Genomic DNA, 19,689 nt, shown 5'->3' on the forward strand with positions numbered 1-19,689 from the left:
CGATGAACAACGTCCCTTCAGTGTAGGCCGTGCACACCGAAAGGGGCGCCCGTTTGCCCCTTGGAAATCGTTGTGTTTATCAAATATTGGGGAAGTGAAACCTCAGTCCGGCGTGCCCACGAACGCGCGCAAGAAGTCGATAAAGGCGCGCACCTTTTCCGCAATATGCTGGGTGTTCGGATACACGGCATACACGCCCTGCTGCGGGAAGACGACGTCGGGCAACAGGCGGCGCAGGCGTCCCGCGCGCACCTCCCCTTCCACCAGCCACTGCGGCAGCAGGGCCACGCCGCAGCCGCCCAGGGCAAAGCCCAGCAGCGCCGAGGCGGAGTCGGAATGGATGGCGGCGTCGTCCTGCACGGCAAAGGCGGCGGGACCGTCCGGCGTCTGCACGTCCCAGCGCAGCGGCGAGGCCAGGCGGCTGTGCGCCAGCCAGCGCGCGCGCTGCAAGTCGTCCAAGGTGGCGATGCCCGTGCCGGGCCGGCTGGCCAGGTAGGCGGGCGAGGCGACGGGCCAGATCGCGTACGGCTCGATCAGCGCGGCGCGGTAGCTTGAATCGTTGAGGGACCCCATGCGGATGGCCAGGTCATAGCGGCCCGAGATCAGGTCTTCATGCGACGACGACGACGAATGTTGGATCTGCAGCTGCGGGTGGGCGGCGGCGAAGGCGATCAGCGCGGGAATCACCGTGCGGCTGCCATATTCGACGGTGGTGGTCAGGCGCAGGGTGCCGCGCAAGCCTTGCTGGCCCTGGCGCGCCGTCTCGATGGCGCCATGCGCCTCGCTCAGCACGCGCTGGCAATCCTCGTAAAAGCGCCGTCCCACGTCGGTCAGCGCCAGGCTGCGGGTACTGCGCGTGAGCAGCGACACGCCCAGCTCCGCCTCCAGCTGTTTCAAATTAAAACTGACGACGGCTTTGCTCTGGCCCAGCACGGCGGCGGCGGCCGTCAGCGAACCGGCGTCGACGATGGCGATGAAAATACCCAGACGGTCAAGACTGATCATGATGAAGAGTAAGTAGGTATGCGGTTTGCAGGGGTTTGTCAAAATATGTTTGACAGTGTAATCGGGGCTGGCCCGTTACGCAAATGGCGATGAAAGCTTAAGCTGGCCGTTTGCCATTCGGAGCACCATGGACTATCGCAAAAAAGTGGCGGCCATCTATCTGCTGGGGTTTTTCGTCGACCTGATCAACATGTTCATCACCAGCGTCGCCTACCCCGACATCGGCCATGCCCTGCACGCCTCGGTGGCGCAGCTGGCCTGGATCAGCACCGCCTACATCCTCGGCCTGACCATCGTCATTCCGGCCAGCGCCTGGCTGGCTGCCTATTATGGCAGCAAAACCGTGTTCATGGCATCGTTGCTAACTTTTTTATGCGCGAGCATCGGCGCCGGCCTGGCGCCGTCGATCGAGGCGCTGATCGCCTGGCGCTGCGTGCAGGGCCTCGGCGGCGGCCTGCTGATCCCGCTGGGGCAAAGCATGACCTACCAGCTGTATCAACCTGCCGAGCGCCCCGGCCTGTCCTCCGTCATCATGCTGGTGGGCTTGCTGGCGCCCGCGCTGTCGCCCGCCTTGGGCGGCGTGATCGTCGACAGCCTGTCGTGGCGCTGGATTTTTTATTTGAACGTGCCGTTCGCGGCGCTGGCGCTGCTGCTGGCCGCCTGCTGGCTGCGTCCCGATCCCCCGCGCGCGGCCGTGCCCCGTCTCGACGTGGGCGGCCTGCTGGCGGGCAGCACGGCGATTTTGCTGCTGCTGCTGGGCTTGACCATGCTCGGTACGCCGGGCGAGCTGCTGACCGGCGCCGGCGTGCTGGCGCTGGGCGCCGCCTGCGCGTGGGGCTATGTGCGCGGCGCGCTGCGCAAGTCGACGCCGCTGCTGAACTTGCGCCTGGCCGCCGAGCCGCTGCTGCGCATCGCCATGCTCATGTACCTGCTGGTGCCGGGCGTCTTCATGGGCGTGAGCCTGCTGGCCATGCTGTATCTGCAGGGCGTGCTGGGCATGCCGGCATCGACGGCGGGCGCCCTGATGCTGCCGTGGGCGCTGGCCTCGTTTGCGGCCATTTCGCTGACGGGTAAAAGCTACCGCCGCGTGGGGCCGCAGCCGCTGTTCATCGCGGGCGCCCTGCTGCAGGCGGCGGGCATGCTGATGCTGCTGCGGGTGGATGCGGCCGATCAGTTGTTCTGGCTGGCCGGCGCCTATGCCGTGATGGGTTTTGGCGGCGGCTTGTGCAGCAGCACGGCGCAAAGCACGGCGTTTTTGCGCACGCCCGATGCGCAGCTGAGCCAGGCCAGCGCCGTGTGGAATATCAACCGCCAGCTGGGCTTTTGCCTGGGCGTGGCGCTGCTGAGCGTACTGCTCAATGGCCTGCTGGCGGCGCACGGCATCGCATCGCTGGACGACCCTGCCCAGCACCTGCGCGCGGCGCAGGTGTTTCACTGGTGCTTTGCCTTGGCCGCTAGCGCGTGCGTGCTGCCTCTGGCGCTGTGCCTGCGCATCGACAACCGCGCCGTGCTCGACCTTTTACATCACCATGGAGCAAGCAAAAAATGAATGCTACAAATCTATATTTTGACGACGTTTTATCCACGCATGTGCTGATCCGCGAATGGCTTTCCGGCGCAGCCACGGCGCCCGAACATTGCGCTGATTTGCTCGCGCGTTTCTCGCCAGGATTCACGATGGTGTCACCGGGCGGCAAGCAGCTCGATGGCGCGGGCCTGGCGGCGTTTTTCCGCGCCGCCGGCGCCAGCCGTCCGGGCTTGCAGATGCGCATTTCGGATCTCGTTCTGATACAGGAAAGCGCTGCCGGCGCCACCGTCTCCTACCGTGAGTTCCAGTCCATGCCCGGCGCGGAAAACACGGAGCGCTGGTCCACCGTCGTGTATGAAAAAACGGCCAGCGGCGCCCTGCTGTGGCGCCATTTGCACGAGACGTGGGTGGCGCCGGCGGCCGCATAAAGCAGCACCGCGCGCGGCATTTTCCTACAGGCCGTCAAGCCGCACACCGGCTGTGGCATCGGAATTTTGTGGGCAAGATAGGGTTTTTATCGACCGTTACCAGGAGAAACGCGATGAACGATACCCCCTCGAAGCCCGCAGACCAGGCCCGCAATAGCGGCATGGACAAGACCGCTGCCGCGCAAGCGGATGGCGACGCCTATGCCAATCAGGGCGGCGGCAAGCCCGCCAGCGGCAATGTCGCCAGCGGCCACTGGGCGAACAATGTGATTACGCCACAGAGCCCGCCCGATGCCGTGGAGCAGGAAAACCTGCCTGGCCTGGGACAGCCGGAACACCGCGACCACGTCAAGGGCGTGGCCCAGCAGCCGCGCAGCGAAGCGGGCAAGCTGGCCGATGACAGGCCGGGGCGCAACGAGTCGAAAGACGTGCACCGCTCGCTCAACCAGCACGAATAAACAGCCGTGATTTTATGCTGGAAAATCAGCTTAAATCATGCAACGCTTTTTGCAGCGCAGGACCGGTGGAAAACTGCGAAAAAACCGCTTCCATGCCACCGCGTTCCGGCGTACAGCACATGGGGCCAACGCGGTAGTGGCGAGCCTCGGGAAACGGCGCCAGGCGCAGCAGCGGCCACAGCTTGCCATCGGTCGAATACTGCACCCGGAGCACTCCCTTTTCCACCGTCACGCGCAGCCAGAAACCGTCCGGCATGGCGGGCGCCAGGCTGACGGCCCAATCCGATTTGTCCACCGTCAGCACGGTGCTCAACAGCAGCTGGCCGTCGGAAAATTCGACGCCGCACTTGATCCAGTGTTGCTCGTCGATGCGCACCATCATGCCGGCCTGGTCGTACAGCGCGGAATACTGTGCCGCCACGTGCAGCTGCGCCGTGAAATCGCCGTCGATTTCAGTGCCGAAAAAGTGGCCGCTGTCGCGGATAAAACCATACGAGGTCTTGCGCCAGAAATCCGTGTTCGCATCCGTCGTCACGCGCAGCTGCGCGCCGTCGGCGGACCAGTTTTTCGGTGGATTGAGCCAGCTGCCTTGCGTGAACATCGCATTTCCTCCTGATCGAAAAATGCTACATAGTTTGCCCCCATCCCAGCGCCTTGTACAGGGCAATCGCATCGATGTAGGATGCCGTCTCCGCCAGCAGCGCTTCGCGCCGGATATCGTACAAGGTGCGCTGGTTTTCCAGCACGGCCTGGTAGCTGCCGGCACCGCCCGCATAGCGCGTGCTGGCGATGCCGAGCGCCGCGTTGCCATGGCGCGCCGATTCCAGCAGGGAGGCCAATCGCGCCTGGTTTTCCGCCAGCTGCGTGATGGCGTTTTCCACGTCTTCCTGCGCCAACAACATCGTTTGTTCATAGTGCGCCAGGGCGCCCTGCGCCTCGGCCTGCGTGCCGCGCAAGCGTGCCTTCACGCTGCCCAGGCGGAAGGCCGGATAGCTGACGGAGGGCGCCATCTCGAAGGCGCGCGCGCCGCCATCGAACACGCCGCTGCCGCGCAGGGCGAAGAAGCCTAAAAAGCCGCCCAGGCTCAGGCGCGGATACAGGTCGGCAGTGGCCGCCCCCACGTCTTCGCTGGAAGCGGCCAGCAGGCGCTCGGCGCGCACCACGTCGGGCCGCTGCTTGATCAGGCGGTTGACGTCGCCGAGCGGCAGCCGGCCGGCCAGCGGCGCCTGTTGCTGGGGCTTGGTGGCCAGCGCGATGGCGCCCGGCGCTTGGCCGCTCAAGACATCGAGCCGGTACTGCGCCTGGCGCAGGCCCGCCTGCAACGGTGGCAAGGCCGCTTCGCTGCGCGCCAGGTTGGCCAGCGCGTTGTGGCGTTCTTCGGGCAAGCCGCTGCCGGCGCGGATGCGCGCGTCGATCAATGCCACCGTATCGCGCCAGCTTTGTACCTGCGCCTGCGTCAGCGCCAGGTTTTGCTGGTAGCCCAGCGCCTCGTAGTAATTGCGCGCCACCTCGGCGGCAATCGTCAGCCGCACTTGCCGCAAATCGGCCTGCGCCGCATCGGCGCGCGCCTGCGCCGAGCGGCTCATGTGCGCCAGGCGGCCGAACAGGTCGATCTCCCATTGCGCATCGAATCCCACGCGCGTGCTGGCGCTGGCGGTGCGGCTATCGGGCGTGTCCTGCTGCACCGTGCGCTGCCAGCCCGCCTGGCCCGTGACAGTGGGAAGTTCATCGAGCCGGCGCTCGTCGAAGACGGCGCGCGCGGCCAGCAGGTTGGCCTGCGCCTGGGCGATATCGAGGTTGTGTTCGAGCGCGCTGGCGATCAGCTGCGACAGCCGTGCATCATCGAAAAACGTCCACCACGCGGCCTCGCTGACGGCGCCCGTGCCAGCTGCGAATTGCGCTTGCTGCGGGCTGGCCAGGGCGATGGCGGGCGTGCCCGGCGTGACGTAGGCGGGACTGACGGCGCAACCGGCCAGCACGGAGAAAAGGGCGACGAGATAGCGGTAATTTTTCATACGGATTCCTTCAGCGCCTGCGACAGGTCGCGGGCGCGCGGCGTGGCATGGTCGGCTGTGTGACGGCGGGCCAGAAAGGTGTACACGGTGGGCAGCACGAACAGGGTAAAGAAGGTGCCGATCAACATGCCCGAGACGATCACGACACCGAGGCCGAAGCGGCTGTTGGCGCCCGCGCCGGAAGCGAACAGCAGCGGCACCAGGCCCACCACCATGGCGGCCGTCGTCATCAAGATCGGGCGCAGGCGGATCTGCGCCGCCTTGCGGATGGCCGTGATGCGGTCGAGCTGTTCATGTACCTGCAATTCGTTGGCAAATTCCACCATCAGGATGCCGTGCTTGCTGATCAAGCCAATCAGGGTCACCAGGCCGATCTGCGTGTAGATGTTGACGGTGGCGTAGCCGAACGCCAGCGGAATCAGGGCGCCGCAGATCGATAGCGGTACCGTGATCAGGATGATCAGCGGGTCCGTCAGGCTTTCGTACTGGGCCGCCAGCACCAGGTAAATCACGACGACGGCCGCCAGGAAGGCTAGCAGCAGGGCATTGCCTTCCGTGGCGAACTGGCGCGCATCGGACTGCCAGTCGTAGCTGAAGCCGGGCGGCAGGGTTTTCGCCACGCCGTCGAGGAAGGCGACGGCGTCGCCCAGGGTCACGCCTGGCGCCGGCACGCCCTGGAAGGTGGCCGCGTTTTGCTGGTTGAACTGCGTCAGCATGTTCGGCTCGATCTGTTCGCTCACCGAGACGACGGCGGACAGGGGCAGCAGGCTGCCATCGTCGGCGCGCACGTACTGCTGCGTCAGGGCTTGCGCCGTGAGTCGCTGTTCGCGCGGGCTTTGCGCGATGACGTCATAGGCGCGGCCATCCATGCCGAAGCGGTTCAAATAATTTTCGCCCACCAACACGGCCAGCGATTCGCCGATGTCCTGCATGCGGATGCCCAGGCTGTTCGCCTTCGAGCGGTCCACGCGCACCTTCACCACGGGGTTGTTGTAATCGAGGTCGCTGTCGACGACGGCAAACAGGCCGCTATCGCGCGCGCGCTGCTTGACGTCTTCCATGGTGCGGAACAGGGTGGCGTAATCCTGCGCGCTGCGCAAGACCATCTGCACGGGCAAGCCGCCGCTCGACCCCGGCAAGGGCGCCAGCTGGAAGGCGAAGATGCTCGTGCCTTCCACGTCGCCCACGGCGTGCTGGAGTTCGGCCTGGATGACGGCCGCGTTGCGTGCGCGTTCAGCCCATGGCGTCAGGTTGATGCCGCCGATGCTCGATGCCGGACCTTCGCCGCCGTTGATGATCCAGCGCGAGTGCGTTTCGGGGATATTCTTGTAGATGGCATCGAGCTTGTACGAAAAGCGTTCGACGTAATCGAGGTTGGCATGCTGCGGCGCCTTGATCGCCGTCAGCACGCTGGCCTGGTCTTCCGCCGGCGCCAGTTCGCGCTGCGGCAGCAGGTACAGGAATGGCAGACTCACCATCACCAGCGCGGCGAAACCGGCACTGAGCCAGCGGTGGTGCAGGGAGCGGTCCAGCAGGCGCGCATAGCGGCTGGTCAGACCCTCGAAGAAATGCTCGGCGGCGCGCGCCATGCGCCCTTCCGATTGTTTCGGCTGCAGCAGCAATGAGCTCATCACGGGCGACAAGGTCAATGCCACCACGCCCGACACCACCACGGCGCCGGCCAGGGTCAGCGCGAATTCCTTGAACAGCGCTCCCGTGAGGCCCCCCATCATGCCGATCGGCGCATACACGGCCGCCAGCGTGATCGTCATGGCGATCACGGGGCCGGCCACTTCGCGCGCACCGACCAGGGCGGCGGCCACGGGCGTCTTGCCTTCCTCGATATGCCGGTGCACGTTTTCCACCACGACGATGGCGTCGTCGACCACCAGGCCCACGGCCAGCACCATCGCCAGCAGGGTGAGCAGATTGATGCTGAAGCCGAAGGCCAGCATCAGCGCCGCCGCGCCCAGCATTGACAGCGGAATCGTCACGACGGGAATGAGCACCGAGCGCAAGGAACCCATGCACAGGTAGATGACGATGACGACGATGAGCAGCGCTTCGAGCAGGGTGTGCGCCACCTCGTCGATGGACGACTGGATGAAGCGCGCCGTCTCGAACGCCAGCTCCACTTTCACGCCGGGCGGCAGGGTTTTCTGGATCTCGGGCAGCAGCTTCTTGATGCCGTCGACGATCACCAGCGGGTTGCCGCCCGGCGTGGGCGACAGGCCCAGGTACACGGCTGGCACGCCATCCATGATGCCGCTCGTTTCCATGGCGGCCGCGCCCAGTTCCACCGTGCCCACGTCTTTCAGGCGCACGAGCGATGCGCTGTCTTTTTCATCGCCGCCCTTGCGGATGACCATGTCGCGGAACTCGGCCACGCTGGTCAGATCCGTGTTGACGCTGATGTTGGAGACGACGAATTGTCCCTTCACCTTGCCCGGTGCCGCCTGGTAGTTATTGCGCCGCACGGCGTCGGCCACGTCGGCCGCCGTCAATCCCCGCGCCGCCAGTTTGGCCGGGTCGATCCACAAACGCATGGCCAGCTGCTGGCCGCCGTACACGTCGACCTTCGCCACGCCGTCGATGGTGGCGAACATCGGCTGCACCACGCGCGCCAGGTAGTCCGTCAGCGCGGGCGCCGAGACGCTCTCGCTGGCAAAGCCCACGTAGGCGACGGCCGAGGAATCGCCGGCCGAGCGTTCGATGACGGGGTCAAAAGCGCCTTCGGGCAGCTTGTAGCGCACCTGGTTGACCTTGGCCATCACTTCCGTCAGCGCCTGCGTGGAATCGCGGTTCAGTTCCATGCGCACGGTGACCGTGCTGCTGCCCTGCACCGAGGACGACGTCAGGTAATCGATGCCTTCCACCGACGACACGGCTTGCGCGATCGGCTGCGTCACAAAGCCCTGCATCAGTTCCGCCGAGGCGCCCGGATACGTGGTGCTCACCGTGATGGTGGACGATTCGAGCATCGGGTATTGGCGGATCGGCAGTTGCAGGATGGCGATCACGCCCAGCATCAGGATCAAGGTGCTGATCACCAGCGCCAGCACGGGGCGGCGCACAAACAAGTCGGTAAATTTCATTGTGCGCTCCTTAGGAACCGGCCTTGGGCGCGGTGCGTTTCACCTCGTCCAGGGTATTGGCCACGGCCTGCACGGCCATGCCGTCGGCCAGTTTCAGCTGGCCCGAGGCGACCACGCGCTGGCCCTCGCGCAAGCCGTCCAGGATGGCCACCCTGCCCCCGGCCCGCTCGCCCAGTTTCACGCCCACGCGCTTGACGGTGAGCGGCTGCTTGCCCTCCTGCTGCGCGACGAACACCGTGTCGCCGTACGCGTTGTAGGTCACGGCCGTTTCCGGCACCGTCAGCTGCTGGCCCGCTTCGCGCGCCACGCGCACATTCGCATACATGCCCGCTTTCAGGGCGCCGCGCGGATTGCTGAGCGCCGCCTGCACCTGCACCATGCGCGAGCGGGCGATCAGCGGATCGATGGCGTTGATCTTGGCCGTAAAGACGTCGCCCGGATACGCGTCCACCAGCACTTGCACGGCCTGGCCCGGCGCCAGCTTCGCGCTGCTCTGTTCATCGAGGGCGAAGTTCACCATCAGCGACTTCGTGTCGATCAGGCTGGCCACCGTGTCGGCCGCGTTCAGGTACTGGCCCGCGTGCACCTTGCGGATGCCCAGCTGCCCCGCGAACGGGGCGCGGATGGTCTTTTGCGCGATCACCGCCTCCGTCTGGCGCACGTCGCCCAGGGCCGCATCGCGCGCGGCCAGGGCGCTATCCAATTGCTCCTGCGTCGCCGCTTTTTCCCTGACCATCTGCGCCGTGCGCGCATGGCTGCTTTCCGCGTTTTTCAGCTGTGCGCGCTGGCGCAGCAGGGCCGCCTGTTCCGGCGCGTCATTGAGCTGTACCAGCACGGCGCCGGCCGCCACGGTTTGCCCCGATTCGAAGCGGATCTGCGTGATCCGGCCGCCCGTTTCGGCGGCCACTTGTACTTGCCGCGCCGCTTCCAGCTCGCCCACGCCCGCAAAAAAACGTTCCTGCGTGCCCAGCACGACGCGGACCAGCGCCACCTTGGTGGCGGGGGAGGCGGCGGCATCGGCCGCATGCGAGTCTGCGCGCGGATACAGCGCGGCGCCCGCGACGGCCAGGGCGATGGCCAGCGCGGAGGCGCCGACGATTTTCGTATTCATGATGAAGTCCTTTACAGCAGGGAAGAAGAGGCGCAGCGAAGGCTGATCAGGTCCGCTGCGCGTTGAAAAGTAGGAACAGGCCGATGGTCCACAGCAGCAGCACCAGGTGCGTCGTCTGCAAGCCTTCCTGCGCGATCCAGTAGCCGAACCACAGGCCGCCCAGGTGCATCAGCAGCAAGAAGGCGGCCATGGCGCACAAGGCCAGATTCAGCCAGGGCAAGCCAGCGGCCAGGCCGCCGCCGAACAACAGCGCCACGCCCGTCCAGGCGGCGATGGCGGCGCCAAGTTGCAGCGCCAGCACCACGCCCAGCGCCAGCCGGTGCAAGGTCAATGAGGTGAGCGCGCGGCGCAGCAGCGGCGTCTGGATGGTCGGGTCCTGGCGCAGCGGGTCCATGCGCATGGTGTTGCCGATGGCCCAGACGGCGCCGTGGAAGGCGTGCAAGTTGTTGATGGCGGCCAGGGTGAGCCAGGTGGCCAGGCCGGTAGCGAGGATGGCGTGAAACAGCCAGATCGAGTGTTGCAGCTGCATGGGATTCCAGTCCAAAAGAGTGTCTTGCCGGCAAGCGGACGTGGAAACTCCTCGACAGCGGGGAGCTACCGGCCTATTATGCAAGCAATTAGTTGGTTAACTGGCCCCATGATAGTTGAGTGAAATGAATTACACAAGTAAACGTTTGGATAATAGCGAAGCGCCGCAAACGACGGAGCGCATCCTGTATTTCATCAAGACCAAGGGACCCGTCTCCACGGCGACCCTGGCCAAGACCCTGGACATGACGGGCGAGGCGGCGCGCCAGCAAGTGCAAAAGCTGGTGGCGGCGGGCCTGATCGAAGGACGCCAGGAGGCGCAGGCGGGCGCGGGACGGCCGCGCCAGAACTGGGTCTTGACGGAAGCGGGCAATGCGCGCTTTCCCGACACGCATGCGCAGCTGACGATCAAGCTGATCGGTTCTGTGCGCCAGCTGTTCGGCGAGGCGGGGCTGGATAAACTGATCACGCAGCGCGAAGAGGAAAGCCGCAGCGCGTATGCGCTCGCGTGCTCGGCGCCGGACTTGCCCACGCGCTTGCAGCAGCTGGCCGCCGTGCGCGATGAAGAGGGGTATATGGCGCGCGTGGAAGCGGATGGCGACGACTGGCTGCTGATCGAAGACCATTGCCCCATCTGCGCGGCCGCGCGCACCTGCCAGGGCTTTTGCCGCTCCGAACTGCAGCTGTTCCAGGAAGTGGTGGGGCCAAGCGCCAGCATCGTGCGCGAACAGCACGTGCTGGCGAACGCGATGCGCTGCGTTTACCGGATTTCGCCGCTTTCTTAAGGCTTCGGAAACAGCGGCCAGGTCAGTAGCGCCACCAGCCCCGCCAGCCACCATACGACGGACCAGTTGCTGGCCGCCAGCAGGTGCGGGATGGCGATCGGCGTGAGGAACAGCCCCACGTAGACGGCCGTGTTCGCCATGCCCAGGGCCGTGCCCGCGTTGGCGCCGCCCGCTTCCGTGGCCAGCTCCGTGTAGGCCACGCCGTGCCAGGCGGACACGGCGATGCCGGCCGCCACCACGGCGCCCATCAGCAGCCAGCCAGGCGCCTGCAGCCAGGCGATGCATCCCAGCAAGACGAACGAGGCCAGCGCCACCAGGGCCGAGCCGCGCAGGTAGGCGGGCCGGTTCGCGTGGCGGTCCGTGTGACGTCCGCTCCAGATGCGCATCACCATGGCGCCCGCCTGCAGGGCCACCATCACGGCCGTGATGGCGGCCAGGCCCAGGTGACCATGGTCGTGCAGGAAGACGGTGGCGTAGCTGAGCACGGCAAACTGCGGCACGCACAGCAAGCCGATGGCCGCCACCATGCGCCAGACCTTTCGATTGCGTAACGGTGGCCGTGGCTTGATCCCGGACAGGCTTTTGGACGCATTTTGCGGCCCCTTGGCGGCCTCGGCAGAGAAATCGGGCTCATGCATCCATCGCCACGTAAAAAACGCCGACAGACCGCATACGAGGGCCAGGGCGCCGAACACGGGCATGAAGCCGTAGCGCGATGCCAGGCTGGGCAGGACGAGCGCGCCGAGGCCGCCGCCGAGCGGCACGGCCGTCTGGCGGATGCTCATGGCGAAACCCCGTTCGCCGGGGCCGAACCAGCGCATCACGGCGCGGCCGCTGGCGCCGTTCACGCTGCCGCCCAGCACGCCGACCAGGGCCAGCCCCGCCGCCAGCGCCCATAAGGGCGGCACGGACCCGCCAGCGGGCGTAATCCACAGCAGCAAGGCCAGCAGCGCCAGCATGGTGCCCAGCAAGCCGGTCAGCAGCACGGGGCGGTCGCCCCAGCGGTCGGTGGCCATGCCCCATGGCAATTCGGTCAGGGCCACGCCCAGGCCCATGGCGCCCAGCGCCACCCCCAGTTCTGTATTGCTCAGGTGATAGCCGCTGCGCAGCCAGATGGCCGTGGTGGGCATGCCGTTGGCGGCGGCGGAAAAGCTGGCATTGGCCGCCACGCCGACGGCGAGCACTTTCCAGCGATGGGCGTCGCCCAGCACGGGCGCGGTGACGGGGACAGGAACGGGAATGGCTTGGCAACTGGTGTTCATGGCAGGGAGATAAAAGTGGTTGACCCTGACAGTGTCGCGCGCTACGATCATTCTGAATATCAGATAATTTACGCTGTACCATCCCAAAAAACCGGACGATTGCTTCCACGCCATGAGCCTGCTTAATTTCGACATCGCCTTTCTGCGCAGCTATGTGGCTGGCATCGAGCTGGGCAGCTTTGCCCGCGCGGCCGACAAGGTGGGCCGTTCCACCTCGGCCGTCAGCGCGCAGCTGAAAAAACTCGAGGAGCAGGCGGGCATGCCCCTGTTCCGCAAGGATGGCCGGGGGCTGGCGCTGACGCCGGCCGGCGACGTGCTGCTCGGCTATGCGCGCCGCCTGCTGGAACTCAACGACGAGGCGGCCGTCGCCTTGCGCGGGGCGGAACTGGAAGGCTGGATCAGGCTGGGCTTGCAGGAGGATTTTGGCGAAGCCTTGTTGCCCGACGTGCTGGGGCGTTTTGCCCGCGCGCATCCGAAAGTGCGCATCGAGGCGCACGTGGCGCGCAACACGGCCCTGATGGAAGGGCTGGCCATGGGGCAGCTGGACCTGGCCCTGCTGTGGGGCGGCGCCTGCATCGCCGACGTGGCCGAATATCCGCCGCCGCAGCGCCAGCATATTGCCGAACCGTCCATGCGCTGGATCGCCTCGTCCAGCCTGGCCTGGCGCCCCGAGTCGGGCGAGCCTTTGCCGCTCATTACGTTCGACCGCGAATGTCTGTTTCAGCGCTGCGCCACGCAGGCGCTTGATGGGGCCGGCATCGCCTGGCGCACGGCGTTTACCAGTCCCAGCCTGGCGGGACTGTGGGCGGCGGCGGCGGCCGGGTTGGGCGTGACGGTGCGCACGGGCCTGGGCTTGCCCTCGACCGTGCGCGCGCTCGATCACGTGGAAGCGGGCTTGCCCGCCCTGCCTCCGCTGTCGCTGGAATTGCTGCGTGCTTCAACGGTCTCCAGACCGCCCGTCGAGCGCCTGGCCAGCCTGATCATCGAGTCGCTGCAGCAAGATGCCGCTTAAAACGCCTGCGCCGTCGGGCGCAGCACGATTTCATTGATATCCACGTCGGCCGGCTGCTCGATCGCATAGGCGATGGCGCGCGCCACGGCATCGGCGGGAATGGCGATCTGGTAGAACTCCTTGACGGCCTTGGCGCTCTCGGCGTGGCTGCTGCCCTGGCTCAATTCCGTATCCACGGCGCCCGGCGCAATGACGGTGGTGCGGATGGTGCCGCCGCTGGCCGCCAGCTCGTGGCGCAAGCCTTCCGAAATGGCGCTGACGGCAAACTTGGTGCCGCTGTAGACGGTGCCGCCCGGGCTGAAGACCTTTAGCCCCGCCACCGACGAGATATTGATGAAGTGGCCGCTGTTTTGCGCCTGGAAATATGGCAGGACGGCGGCGATGCCGTTCAGCACGCCTTTGATGTTGATATCGATCATGTTGTTCCACTCGTCGACCTTCAAGGCGCTCATCGGCGCGATGGCCATCAGTCCCGCATTGTTGATCAGCACGTCGACCTTGCCGAACACGGTCAGCGCCGTGTCGATCAGATTCTTGACGTCGGCAGGCAGCGTGACGTCGGTCTGGGCAATGGCAGCCTGGCCGCCGGCCGCCGTGATTTCCTCGGCGATGATGTTGAGCAAATCCATGCGGCGCGCACCGAGCACGACGCAGGCGCCCAATGCGGCCAGGTGGCGCGCGGTGGCTTCGCCCAGGCCGCTGCTGGCACCGGTGATGACGACGACTTTCCCTGCAATAGCTTGACTCATGATGGGTTCCTTGTAAAAGCAGCAGAGTGCTGCGGATGACATCGATCAATGCCGGCACAGCTTAGCGCATTTGCATCGTCTCTTGCTATAAAAAAGATAATTATTAAATGATAATTGTTAGGCACGAGCAATCAGCACTTGCACGGGCGCCATGGGAAAATCGCTGGCGCCGTACTGCTCCACTTGCCGCCAGCCCGTGTCGCGCAGCAGCTGCGCCAATTCACCGTGCCGTGTCACCGTGCGGCCCAGCATGCGCATCGGTAAGTAATACGGCAGCACGCGCGCCGCGTCGCCCGGTGCCGCAGCGATTTCCGCCTGCACGCAGACGAGCACGCCACCGGGTTTTAACGCCGCCTGCATCTTGCGCAAGGCGCCCGCCATGTCGGGCACGAAATGCAGCACGGACGAGCACCAGATGAGGTCGTAGCCGCCGCCGATGTCGTCGCTGTCCAGGTCGCCGCCCAGGGTCTCCAGGCGGTCGGATAGTTGCGCATGGGCGATGTTCGCGGCGGCCACGGCCACCGTTTCCGGCCAGTCAAAAACGCAGCCTTGCACGCCTGCATGGGCTTGCGCCAGCGCAATGGCCACCCAGCCGGGACCGCCGCCCGCGTCGAGCAGGCGCAGCGGCGTGTTGCCGTCCGCAAACGGCGCGACGCGCTGCATCACGCACAGGGCCGCGCGCATGGTGACGGCGCGCTGCTCCTGGCCGATCTGCTGCTGCGCGGCGGCGGCCCAGTTGACCCCGCTCGCCGTGCTGTAGGGCGCTACTTTTCCACCGTCGCGCACCAGCGTGTTGAACTGCGTGGCGAAATGGCGCAGCGCGTGCAGCCGGTACAGCCAGGCGTCGCCGCAAAAGGCCACCGAGTCGCGGCAGAAATACTGCAAGGTGGCGGCCGTGCAGCGGTAGCGTTGTGCGTTCGCATCCGTCTCCGCATCGGCCCCATCGCGCTCCAGCACCTGCATGCTCCAAAGCAATTCCAGCAGCAAGGCCGTGTGCGGCGCATGCAGCGACAGGGCCTCGGCCAGTTGCGCGGGCGTATGCGGCGTGGTCAGTACTTCGAAAATACCCAGTTCCAGGGCGGCGGCCAGTCCATCGGCCTGGACGGGCGCGACGGCGAGGTCCCAGTACGGTTGCAAGGCGTGTTGCGTGTCGAATGACATGATCTTCCTTTCGGCGAGGTGGGCATCAGCATCATTTTATGCAACAATGAGAATAATTATCATTTGCGTTTGTATGCGGCACGGCGCATTTCGTATGCGCGACGGCGCGCAAGGACAGGGAGGAGCGATGAGGGGACAGGACAGGGAAGCGGCAGGCTGGACGCGGCGCCAGCTGGACCCGGGCTTGAAAGAGTGCCGCGCCGACCAGCGCCAGGTCGACCAGGGCTTGCTGCTCGTGCATTCCGACTACCGGCCACGGCTTGCGCTCGTCGAACCATCGCAGCATGACGACGGGGGCGGCATGGTGATCACCATCGGCCTGGAAGGCGCGTCCGGCTACGTCACGCGCGATGGCGGGCAATTGCGTTTCCAGGGCGGCCACACGACCATGACGGTGTTTCGCCACGTCAGCGGCGAGCGCCGTTTCGAGGCGCATCAACGGGCGGCGCAATTGCGCGTGCTGGTCGATGAAGAGGCGCTGGCGCGCTACTGGCCCGAGGGTTTGGCGTCCCTGCTGCCCCACGGCGGCGCGCGCCAGCTGGCGCATGCGGCTACCACGCCGACTTCCGTCCTGCACGCCCGTTCGCTGCTGCGCGCGACGGACCCGCTGGCCGTGCATATCGGCGTGCTGAGTATCCTGGCGGAGCAGCTGCGGGGACTGCGGCCCGCGCCCGCGCCCGTGCCGCGCTGGAGCGAGGCCGACATCATGAAACTGGAGCGCGTCCACGCGCTGATGCAGGAGCAGATGGCGCAGTCACTCACGCTCGATTACCTGTGCGCGCAAGTGGGGCTGAGTTTGTTCAAACTCAAGCAGGGATGGCGCTACCGCTACAACGGCAGCCCCCAGCGTACCCTGCTGGCGCTGCGCATGCAGCGGGCAAAGTTACTGTTGGAAAATGGTTGCCAGGTGGCGCAGGCGGGCTGGCAAACGGGCTACCGCCACCCGGCCAATTTCAGTGCCGCCTTCAGCCGCTATTTCGGCTACGCGCCGAAGACCGTGGGACGCGCGGGCGCGTAAAAAGCCGGTGTAGAATCGGCGGGCAGCAACTACTCATACGACCCACAAGGAGACATGATGGCCCGCAAAATTTTTGTCAATCTGCCCGTTCAGTCGCTCGAGCGTTCCGTGGCCTTTTTCACGGCGCTGGGCTTCAGCTTCAATGCCCATTTCACGGATGAAACGGCGACGTGCATGATCGTCACCGACGATATTTTCGTGATGCTGTTGACGCACGACAAATTCAAGCAATTCACGCCCAAGCAGCTGTGCGACACCAAGGTGGCGACGGAAGTGCTCGTGTGCCTGTCGGCCGAGAGCAGGGGCGAGGTCGATGCGCTGGTGGCGAAAGCCGTCCAGGCGGGCGGCAGCATCTACAAGGAGCCGATCGATTTCGGCTTCATGTATGGCCACAGTTTCCAGGACCCCGATGGGCATCAATGGGAATTGATGTACATGGAGCCGGGCGCCGTACCTGGCTGATCGGTGGTGTCGGATTACGCTACAGCTCAGGCAGATCGGGTAGGTCGGATTAGCGCGGCAAAGCCGTGCGTAATCCGACGTCTCCGGCCAGCTTAGGAAGCCAGCGCCAGCAAATCGACCACGTCCAGCCCGGCCAGGTCTTGCGTCGTGTTGCCCGCAAACGCGGCGCGGCTTTGCTGGCCGTTTTTCAGCCAGGTGCGCGTGACTTCCTTGATCTGTGCCAGCGTGCAATTGAGCACGCCGGTACGGAACTGCTGGCGCACGGCTTCCGTCGTGCCCCGCTGCTGCATGTTCCACGCCGTCAGCGCTTCCGCGTACGGCGAGTGCGGCTTGTCGAGGCCCTTGATGACGCAGATGATCGCTTCTTCCACCTGCTCTTGCGAGAAATCGCCGTCGAGGATTTGATCGAGCGTCGTGCCGAAGTCGGCGAACGTGCCGGCCAGGCGCGGATCGCGGTAGGAACTCAGCGTGAACGTGCCGGCGCCGGCCGCATAGCTGGCGCTGCCGCCATAGGCGCCGCCTTTTTCGCGCAGGGCCGTATGCAGCACCTGGTTGGTCATCAGTTCGGCAGCGACGGCCAGGGCCGAAGCGTCCGGATTGTGCACGCCGGGCACGGCCCAGGAAACGAAGCAATGGTTGATCTGGCTTGTCGCATGCAGGGCCGTGTTGGCCAGCGGCAAGGCGACCGGTGCGGCGGCAACGGCTGGCGCAGCCGCCTCCGTGCTGGCGGCTGGCAATTCCAGCAGACGTGCCAGCGTGATGCCATCCTGCTCCAGGCCCGCGCACAGCACGGTCGGCTGCTGGGCGATGATGTGTGCGTGCAGGGTGTCGAGTTCGCGCGCGATTTCCTGCAAGCCTGCCGACGTCTTGCTCAGCTGCTGCAAGCGGCGGTAGAACGGCAATGCTGCCGGGCCGCCGACGATGTCGTCGAAGCGGCGCGTCGGCGACAGCGGCGCTGCCGAGGCCAGCATGGCGTAGCGGTTGCCCGATTCGGCCAGGCTGGAGAGTTTGTCTTGCACCAGGCTTTCGATCAGGAAAGCCAGGCGCTCTTCTTCATCGAAGCGGGGCTTGGCGATCCACGCCGACAGCACGGCGGCGATCGCCGCGTGTTCTTCGCGCAAGCCGCTGGCGGAGAACGAGAGTTCCACGCGCATCGCTTGTTGCGGGCGGGGAATGGCTTCCAGGCCGATGTGGAACGACGGCACCATGCTCTGGCGCCAGGCGCTGGCGTCGTCGAACGACATGTCGCCCACGCCCAGTTCCGGCGCCAGGTCCGTGTACAGGCGCAGCCATGGCCACGACGCTTCCGGCAGGCTCGACACGTCGTACAGCACGTTGGCATAGCTGATGCCGTTCGAGGCAATGCTGAACGCCACGGCACCATCGATGGCCGGTGGAATTGGCAGGGCCGGGCGCGGCAAGGCGCTGACGTCGCCCGGGCGGATGCGCGGCAGCACTTCCGAATTCGACGGCAGTTGCTGATGCGCTTCCAGCGCGGCCGACTCGGCCACGATGTGCTCGCGCTCGGCATCCGTCAGCTTCGCCTGCAGGGCGGCCAGCTTGGCGTCTTCCTGCGCGGCGCGGTCCGTGAAATAGGCGCTGTCGGGCACCACGTGCGTCGTCAAACGGGTGGGATTGGCGATCAGCTCGCGTACCAACTGCTTGAAGAAGGCCGGGTCTTCGATCTGCTGTTCCAGGGTTTCCAGGATGGCCGCATTGTCGAAGGCATCCATCACGTTGCCGTCGTACATGGCCAGCGGCAAGGCGTGCAGCAAACGGCCCAGGCCGTAAGGCATGCGGCCGCTGCTGATTTCGCGCTGGCTGTATTTGATGTCGCGCAAGGCCGCGTGCAGCACGGCGGCGGGGATGCCCTCTTCCGCCGTTTCTTCCAGGGCCGTCCAGATGCGCTCGTGCGCATCGGCGATCTGTTCCTGGGTCAAGCCTTCCATGCCGATGTGGAACACCATCTGGCGGATGCCCGCGTCGCGGCCATTCATGTCCGATGGGCGGCCATAGCCGGCCGATTCCATGGCGCGCATGACAGGCGCCGACGATTCGCCGAGCAAGCCATGCGACAGCAAATGCGCGTGGTAGTAGGCGATGGGGTCGCTCGACTCGCCCATCAGCCAGGCAAATTGCAGGCCGAATTCATCGTCGCGCGCTTCCTGTGACGGAATCTTGACGATATTTTCCTGCGGCGCCGTCCACGCGGGTGCCAGCTGCGGCAGGCGGCGCGGGCTAAAGCCGCTGAGCTTGGACAGCACGCGTTGCGCGACTTGTTCCTGCACGGCCGACGCTTCGATATTGCCGGAGGTCATGATCACGGCTTGCGAAGGGTGATAATGGCTGGCGTGGAATTCTTTCAGCATGTCATGCGTCAGCTCGGGGATATTCAGCGGATCGCCGCCCGATTCCACTTCATATGTCGTGCCCTTGAGCAAGGCGCTGGCAATGCCGCTGTCGAGCGCGCGCATGGGGCTGTTGAAGGCGCCCTTCATTTCATTGAAGACGATGCCCTGGTACACGAGCTTGTCGCCTTCGAACGCGTGGCGCCAGCCTTCCTGGCGGAAATTCAGATAATCGAGATTCGGGAAGAAGGCGGCGTCCAGGTACACGTCGAGCAGGTTGAAGAAATCCTTGCGGTCGGTGCTGGCGAACGGGTACACGGTGCGGTCCGGATAGGTCATCGCATTCATGAAGGTGGCCGTCGAACGGCGCAGCATCGAGAAGAAGGGGTCGCGCACCGGGTAGCGCGACGAGCCGCACAAGGCCAGGTGTTCGAGGATGTGGGCGCGTCCGTCGCTCACTTCCGGCACAGTGGGAAAGGCCACCAGGAACACCATCTCAGCCTGCTCGGTATGCATGTGGATATGGCGCATGCCCGTTGCTGGCTCGACATATTGCTCGATGGTTGCCTGCAAGACTGGAATGAAGTTGCTGCTGACTTTTTCAAATGTGCTCATGCGGTATGGGATCTCTGCGGTAGGTGATTCGGAGTGTCGGTGGGGCTGCATTACATGTGGGGGCAAAGTGGCGCAATGCCAGGGGCGGGGCCACTTTGATGCCTGCGTG

At 65.5% G+C, this 19,689-nt stretch carries 17 protein-coding genes; 7 read left to right on the top strand and 10 right to left on the bottom strand.

Annotated elements, in window-relative coordinates; genetic code table 11:
- Positions 1-102: 102 nt before the first annotated feature.
- On the bottom strand, positions 103-1,005 hold the full coding sequence (locus tag ACQ4WQ_RS15580) for a LysR family transcriptional regulator (protein WP_436498211.1): 903 nt from the start codon (positions 1,003-1,005) through the stop codon (positions 103-105).
- A gap of 127 nt (positions 1,006-1,132) precedes the next feature.
- Here ACQ4WQ_RS15580 and ACQ4WQ_RS15585 point away from each other — a divergent pair, with 127 nt between their 5' ends.
- The 3 genes from ACQ4WQ_RS15585 (at position 1,133) to ACQ4WQ_RS15595 (ending at position 3,419) form a co-directional block, all read left to right on the top strand.
- Positions 1,133-2,554, top strand: a complete 1,422-nt coding sequence (locus ACQ4WQ_RS15585) for an MFS transporter (RefSeq protein WP_326457857.1) — start codon at positions 1,133-1,135, stop codon at positions 2,552-2,554.
- A complete protein-coding gene (locus ACQ4WQ_RS15590; protein WP_436498213.1) occupies positions 2,551-2,961 on the top strand; it encodes a DUF4440 domain-containing protein in 411 nt (136 codons plus the stop codon). Before ACQ4WQ_RS15585 ends, ACQ4WQ_RS15590 begins: the two co-directional genes overlap by 4 nt.
- A gap of 113 nt (positions 2,962-3,074) precedes the next feature.
- A complete protein-coding gene (locus ACQ4WQ_RS15595; protein WP_436498215.1) occupies positions 3,075-3,419 on the top strand; it encodes a hypothetical protein in 345 nt (114 codons plus the stop codon).
- 25 nt (positions 3,420-3,444) lie between these two features.
- Here ACQ4WQ_RS15595 and ACQ4WQ_RS15600 read toward each other — a convergent pair whose 3' ends face one another.
- From ACQ4WQ_RS15600 to ACQ4WQ_RS15620, 5 genes are read right to left on the bottom strand one after another with little or no spacing between them, the layout of a single operon-like run.
- Entirely contained in the window at positions 3,445-4,020 is a 576-nt protein-coding gene (locus tag ACQ4WQ_RS15600) for a DUF1349 domain-containing protein (RefSeq protein WP_436498216.1), read from the bottom strand.
- Between the two features lie 25 nt (positions 4,021-4,045).
- Positions 4,046-5,434: an efflux transporter outer membrane subunit gene (locus ACQ4WQ_RS15605; RefSeq protein WP_436498218.1), complete on the bottom strand. Its 1,389-nt coding sequence runs from the start codon at positions 5,432-5,434 to the stop codon at positions 4,046-4,048.
- The gene (locus ACQ4WQ_RS15610) at positions 5,431-8,529 is read right to left on the bottom strand and encodes a MexW/MexI family multidrug efflux RND transporter permease subunit (protein WP_436498220.1); all 3,099 of its coding nucleotides are present in this window, start codon (positions 8,527-8,529) and stop codon (positions 5,431-5,433) included. Before ACQ4WQ_RS15610 ends, ACQ4WQ_RS15605 begins: the two co-directional genes overlap by 4 nt.
- A 10-nt stretch (positions 8,530-8,539) precedes the next feature.
- Complete coding sequence (locus ACQ4WQ_RS15615) at positions 8,540-9,640, bottom strand: efflux RND transporter periplasmic adaptor subunit (protein ID WP_436498222.1); 1,101 nt, start codon at positions 9,638-9,640, stop codon at positions 8,540-8,542.
- 46 nt (positions 9,641-9,686) lie between these two features.
- Positions 9,687-10,169, bottom strand: a complete 483-nt coding sequence (locus tag ACQ4WQ_RS15620; RefSeq protein ID WP_436498224.1) for a DUF2165 family protein — start codon at positions 10,167-10,169, stop codon at positions 9,687-9,689.
- 124 nt (positions 10,170-10,293) lie between these two features.
- Between ACQ4WQ_RS15620 and ACQ4WQ_RS15625 the strand changes: the two genes are divergently transcribed.
- Positions 10,294-10,953, top strand: coding sequence for a helix-turn-helix transcriptional regulator (locus ACQ4WQ_RS15625; protein WP_070223362.1), 660 nt, complete (start codon positions 10,294-10,296; stop codon positions 10,951-10,953).
- Here ACQ4WQ_RS15625 and ACQ4WQ_RS15630 read toward each other — a convergent pair.
- The gene (locus tag ACQ4WQ_RS15630; protein ID WP_436498226.1) at positions 10,950-12,215 is read right to left on the bottom strand and encodes an MFS transporter; all 1,266 of its coding nucleotides are present in this window, start codon (positions 12,213-12,215) and stop codon (positions 10,950-10,952) included. The genes ACQ4WQ_RS15625 and ACQ4WQ_RS15630 overlap by 4 nt on opposite strands.
- 112 nt (positions 12,216-12,327) lie before the next feature.
- Here ACQ4WQ_RS15630 and ACQ4WQ_RS15635 point away from each other — a divergent pair, with 112 nt between their 5' ends.
- On the top strand, positions 12,328-13,227 hold the full coding sequence (locus tag ACQ4WQ_RS15635) for a LysR substrate-binding domain-containing protein (protein WP_436498228.1): 900 nt from the start codon (positions 12,328-12,330) through the stop codon (positions 13,225-13,227).
- Here ACQ4WQ_RS15635 and ACQ4WQ_RS15640 read toward each other — a convergent pair.
- Both ACQ4WQ_RS15640 and ACQ4WQ_RS15645 read right to left on the bottom strand, forming a co-directional pair.
- On the bottom strand, positions 13,224-13,976 hold the full coding sequence (locus tag ACQ4WQ_RS15640; protein WP_436498230.1) for an SDR family oxidoreductase: 753 nt from the start codon (positions 13,974-13,976) through the stop codon (positions 13,224-13,226). The genes ACQ4WQ_RS15635 and ACQ4WQ_RS15640 overlap by 4 nt on opposite strands.
- 117 nt (positions 13,977-14,093) lie before the next feature.
- The gene (locus ACQ4WQ_RS15645) at positions 14,094-15,137 is read right to left on the bottom strand and encodes a methyltransferase domain-containing protein (protein WP_436498232.1); all 1,044 of its coding nucleotides are present in this window, start codon (positions 15,135-15,137) and stop codon (positions 14,094-14,096) included.
- A gap of 127 nt (positions 15,138-15,264) precedes the next feature.
- Here ACQ4WQ_RS15645 and ACQ4WQ_RS15650 point away from each other — a divergent pair, with 127 nt between their 5' ends.
- Positions 15,265-16,155, top strand: coding sequence for a helix-turn-helix transcriptional regulator (locus ACQ4WQ_RS15650; protein WP_436498234.1), 891 nt, complete (start codon positions 15,265-15,267; stop codon positions 16,153-16,155).
- 57 nt (positions 16,156-16,212) lie between these two features.
- Positions 16,213-16,617: a VOC family protein gene (locus tag ACQ4WQ_RS15655; protein ID WP_326457882.1), complete on the top strand. Its 405-nt coding sequence runs from the start codon at positions 16,213-16,215 to the stop codon at positions 16,615-16,617.
- A 92-nt stretch (positions 16,618-16,709) separates the two neighbouring features.
- On the opposite strand, the gene ACQ4WQ_RS15660 is transcribed toward ACQ4WQ_RS15655, so the two are convergent.
- Complete coding sequence (locus tag ACQ4WQ_RS15660) at positions 16,710-19,580, bottom strand: insulinase family protein (RefSeq protein WP_436498236.1); 2,871 nt, start codon at positions 19,578-19,580, stop codon at positions 16,710-16,712.
- Positions 19,581-19,689: the final 109 nt, after the last annotated feature.

Origin of the sequence: Janthinobacterium goodfellowi (assembly GCF_051380695.1) — a bacterium.
GTDB lineage: Bacteria > Pseudomonadota > Gammaproteobacteria > Burkholderiales > Burkholderiaceae_D > Janthinobacterium.

Excerpts from the sequence above, each read along its gene's own strand:
- ACQ4WQ_RS15650 (WP_436498234.1), top strand. The coding sequence starts at position 15,265 with ATGAGGGGACAGGACAGGGAAGCGGCAGGCTGGACGCGGCGCCAGCTG.
- ACQ4WQ_RS15655 (WP_326457882.1), top strand. The coding sequence starts at position 16,213 with ATGGCCCGCAAAATTTTTGTCAATCTGCCCGTTCAGTCGCTCGAGCGT.
- ACQ4WQ_RS15600 (WP_436498216.1), bottom strand. The coding sequence starts at position 4,020 with ATGTTCACGCAAGGCAGCTGGCTCAATCCACCGAAAAACTGGTCCGCC.
- ACQ4WQ_RS15640 (WP_436498230.1), bottom strand. The coding sequence starts at position 13,976 with ATGAGTCAAGCTATTGCAGGGAAAGTCGTCGTCATCACCGGTGCCAGC.
- ACQ4WQ_RS15590 (WP_436498213.1), top strand. The coding sequence starts at position 2,551 with ATGAATGCTACAAATCTATATTTTGACGACGTTTTATCCACGCATGTG.
- ACQ4WQ_RS15660 (WP_436498236.1), bottom strand. The coding sequence starts at position 19,580 with ATGAGCACATTTGAAAAAGTCAGCAGCAACTTCATTCCAGTCTTGCAG.
- ACQ4WQ_RS15645 (WP_436498232.1), bottom strand. The coding sequence starts at position 15,137 with ATGTCATTCGACACGCAACACGCCTTGCAACCGTACTGGGACCTCGCC.
- ACQ4WQ_RS15635 (WP_436498228.1), top strand. The coding sequence starts at position 12,328 with ATGAGCCTGCTTAATTTCGACATCGCCTTTCTGCGCAGCTATGTGGCT.
- ACQ4WQ_RS15625 (WP_070223362.1), top strand. The coding sequence starts at position 10,294 with ATGAATTACACAAGTAAACGTTTGGATAATAGCGAAGCGCCGCAAACG.
- ACQ4WQ_RS15610 (WP_436498220.1), bottom strand. The coding sequence starts at position 8,529 with ATGAAATTTACCGACTTGTTTGTGCGCCGCCCCGTGCTGGCGCTGGTG.
- ACQ4WQ_RS15605 (WP_436498218.1), bottom strand. The coding sequence starts at position 5,434 with ATGAAAAATTACCGCTATCTCGTCGCCCTTTTCTCCGTGCTGGCCGGT.
- ACQ4WQ_RS15615 (WP_436498222.1), bottom strand. The coding sequence starts at position 9,640 with ATGAATACGAAAATCGTCGGCGCCTCCGCGCTGGCCATCGCCCTGGCC.
- ACQ4WQ_RS15620 (WP_436498224.1), bottom strand. The coding sequence starts at position 10,169 with ATGCAGCTGCAACACTCGATCTGGCTGTTTCACGCCATCCTCGCTACC.
- ACQ4WQ_RS15630 (WP_436498226.1), bottom strand. The coding sequence starts at position 12,215 with ATGAACACCAGTTGCCAAGCCATTCCCGTTCCTGTCCCCGTCACCGCG.
- ACQ4WQ_RS15585 (WP_326457857.1), top strand. The coding sequence starts at position 1,133 with ATGGACTATCGCAAAAAAGTGGCGGCCATCTATCTGCTGGGGTTTTTC.
- ACQ4WQ_RS15580 (WP_436498211.1), bottom strand. The coding sequence starts at position 1,005 with ATGATCAGTCTTGACCGTCTGGGTATTTTCATCGCCATCGTCGACGCC.
- ACQ4WQ_RS15595 (WP_436498215.1), top strand. The coding sequence starts at position 3,075 with ATGAACGATACCCCCTCGAAGCCCGCAGACCAGGCCCGCAATAGCGGC.